The organism is Microcystis sp. M53602_WE12 (assembly GCF_030065455.1).
Taxonomy (GTDB): Bacteria; Cyanobacteriota; Cyanobacteriia; order Cyanobacteriales; family Microcystaceae; genus Microcystis; species Microcystis aeruginosa.
The window spans coordinates 1-2,954 of record NZ_JASJFB010000177.1; the positions used below are offsets into that span (position 1 = coordinate 1).

At 42.1% G+C, this 2,954-nt stretch carries 4 protein-coding genes; 2 read left to right on the top strand and 2 right to left on the bottom strand.

Annotated elements, in window-relative coordinates; all coding sequences use genetic code 11:
- On the top strand, positions 1 to 942 hold a 942-nt coding region (locus PX482_RS06840), incomplete at its 5' end, for an L-lactate dehydrogenase (RefSeq protein WP_288122235.1).
- 579 nt (positions 943 to 1,521) lie between these two features.
- Positions 1,522 to 1,824, top strand: coding sequence for a hypothetical protein (locus tag PX482_RS06845; protein ID WP_002763207.1), 303 nt, complete (start codon positions 1,522 to 1,524; stop codon positions 1,822 to 1,824).
- Positions 1,825 to 2,041: 217 nt separating this feature from the next.
- Here the strand turns inward: PX482_RS06845 and PX482_RS06850 are convergent, their stop codons facing one another.
- Together PX482_RS06850 and PX482_RS06855 are read right to left on the bottom strand one after the other, a co-directional pair.
- A complete protein-coding gene (locus PX482_RS06850) occupies positions 2,042 to 2,296 on the bottom strand; it encodes a hypothetical protein (protein WP_002755102.1) in 255 nt (84 codons plus the stop codon).
- Positions 2,297 to 2,453: 157 nt separating this feature from the next.
- Positions 2,454 to 2,798, bottom strand: a complete 345-nt coding sequence (locus PX482_RS06855) for a pepsin/retropepsin-like aspartic protease family protein (protein WP_288094002.1) — start codon at positions 2,796 to 2,798, stop codon at positions 2,454 to 2,456.
- Between the last annotated feature and the right edge of the window lie 156 nt (positions 2,799 to 2,954).

The following is a 2,954-nucleotide window of genomic DNA, read 5'->3' on the forward strand; positions in this document are numbered from 1 at the left end:
CGTCCTCGCAAGGGGGTAATTATCGGTGTTGGTCAGGTGGGGATGGCCTGCGCTTACTCGATGTTAATTCAAGACTGTTTTGATGAATTAATTCTGCAAGATATCGCCACGGATAAAGTCGAAGGGGAAGTGATGGATTTAAGGCACGGAATGCCTTTTATTGAACCCACAGACTTGAAAATGGGAACCGTGGCCGATGTGGGACAAAATGCCGATGTGGTGATTATTACTGCCGGGGCCGCCCAAAAAGAGGGAGAAACCAGATTACATCTCCTTGAGCGAAATGTGGCGATTTTTCGCCGTATTCTGGAGGATGTGGCTGTTTACTGCCCCAGTGCTTTGATTTTGGTGGTGAGTAATCCCGTCGATATCATGACCTATGTTACCCTGAAAATAACCCATTTTCCGCCTTCTAGGGTGATTGGTTCGGGTACGGTGCTAGATTCTGGCCGTTTACGCTCTCTTTTATCCACCCAACTCCATGTAGATGCGCGTAACGTCCACGCATATATTATCGGTGAACACGGGGATAGTGAGCTTGCTGTCTGGAGTTCGGCCAATATCGGAGGAGCAAGGTTACTAGAAGGAGATTGGCAGGATTTAAGCGCGGCCGACCAAGAAAGCTTAACAGAAATTTTTCTTCAGGTTAAAAACGCCGCCTATGAAATTATCAAACGCAAGGGTTATACTAGCTATGCGATCGGTTTAGCTACCACGGATATCGTTAAAGCGATTTTACGTTCCCAAGAAAGAATTCTCACTATTAGCACTCTCCTCGATGGTCAATACGGTCTCAAAGATGTGTGTTTAAGTATTCCCTCGGTGGTTAACGAGAAAGGAGTAATTAAAACTCTGAATCTTGCTCTCAGTCCCAGAGAAACGGAACAGTTACATAATTCGGCCAAAATTATGCGCGATTTAATCGATCAACTCAAAATTTAACTTAGGGTTGGCTGAATAAATCTAAAAACATTGTTGGCTAAGATTTTTAGATTTTTTTGCCCTCAAAAAGTGCCGAACATAAGAGCGATCAAGGGGAAATTTTAGGCACTTTTTCCCCGAAAATTAGGTAATTGTGGGGTGGACTGAAGCAAGTAGTGCTAGACTTCCCGAAAAGTCTATTTTATTTCAGTTTGTTGTTAGGGATATGCTCTGGCTAATACGCTTTTGGTTATGATATGCGGAAAAGTTCGCTGCGATGGTGCTAATAAGCTAAACGGCGCTTAACCTGCATGATCCAATAGCTATAACCCTTTTGGAGTCTATATCGGTGATCCGAAGTAAAAGCCGTTTAGCTTACTAAATCCGTTGAGTTTAGGCTAATTATGAGGACAGGCAAAAGGCAAGAGGCAAGAGGCAAAAGGGAAAATATATAATCAGTCTTTAATAAACGAATTTAGTATGATATGTCGAGAGTGTTTACATATCGTTACTCTGAGGATTGTTATTCGGAAATTTGCTGTATAATAAATACTGAGAATACGCTCGCGACTGGAAGGTCGCAACAGTTTCGGGCATATCATGTATGCGACCATCGAAAAGGTGGATATTATGTCATACGCATCTGGTGAATGGACCGCTTTTAGTTTTGCTATAACTGAATCCGCAAAAAATGTATTTGACGCCGCTTTAAAAGGTTTTGTTGGGGTAGAATACACCCCATTGGCCTTTGCAACTCAGGTTGTTGCGGGGATGAATTACTGCTTTTTATGTAAAGGAAAAGTTGTTTATCCTAACGCACCTGATCTCGTAGTACTGGTCTATATTTATAAACCACCACAAGGAGCTCCTCACATCACCAAAATCTCACAGATTAATCCTTGAAATTAGCCGATCTTGTAGTTAATGAAATGTAACGCACCTCTTTTTTCTCTAGCCGTGGTGCGATGCCGAAGGAACTGCGTAGCAGTACGCCGATCTGGTAGGGTGTGTTAATGAAATGTAACGCACCTCTTTTTTCTCTAGCCGTAGTACCATGCTCATTCATTGAAGCAAGTGATTGTAAGCTAACGGGGTTTTTTGATTTTTGAAAAGGCGATCGTTAGTTACCGTCCTGACTTAAAAAATAGCCAACTGCACGCTGAAGCTGTTCCATCCCTTGTTGCAGTTGGTCAATACGAGCCTTAGATTCCTCCATTTGTTGAGCAGTAGCTTCCACAAACCGATCAATACGCCGATTCGTTGCCTCACTGATTGCTGCTAATCTGTCAATATTGCTTTCTATTCGCTCTATTCGCTGCTGACTTGCCTCTAGACTGGCTTCAATACGGTCTAACCGAGAACTTTGCCACCACATTTAGTTAACACCTTGAAAATAAGCGATTATTGTCCTCAGTTTAGCAAATCTTTAGACAAATTAATCTCTTTTCATAGGGCGATCGCTTGAGGTGAAACTGCGATCGCTGGTTGCTTAGTTAATGAAATGTAACGCACATATTTTTTCTCCAGTCAAACTATTTTTGACTAATCTCGAATGCTAAGTCGTATCTGTAAAAACAGACATCAAAGGCAAGAAAGAAGTTCATCTGTCCTAGTATTAGCGGCGCATATTTATCTTGTGTCCAAGCAAAGGCTAAATCTACGGCGGGGAATTGCTCAACAGTAGCTTTAACAACCAATGCACCAGCTTCAAATCTAGCTAAATTACCTCCTAATGGCAGAGATAGCCTTTGATTTTCCCAGACTGCACCTAAAGCTAAACCCATTTCATAAGGCAACACATTAACACTAGAACCAGTATCCAAGAGACCCGAAACATTCAAGGATTGACTTTGATAAGTTAATGTCAATGTTGACACTCCCGTCGCGCTTATGCGAGGGATTCTTGGTTCACTGACTCAAGTTGTCTTAGCAGGTATTTCTACCAACCAAAATAGAGCTTAAATCTCCCCAAGCGTTTAGGTCTAACGACCAGCTTCCGATATGCCCTATCGTAGCTTTTTTGAGTATATTTA

Bases quoted from the DNA above. Each gene is read 5' to 3' on its own strand.
- PX482_RS06845 (WP_002763207.1), top strand. From the start codon at position 1,522: ATGTATGCGACCATCGAAAAGGTGGATATTATGTCATACGCATCTGGT.
- PX482_RS06850 (WP_002755102.1), bottom strand. From the start codon at position 2,296: ATGTGGTGGCAAAGTTCTCGGTTAGACCGTATTGAAGCCAGTCTAGAG.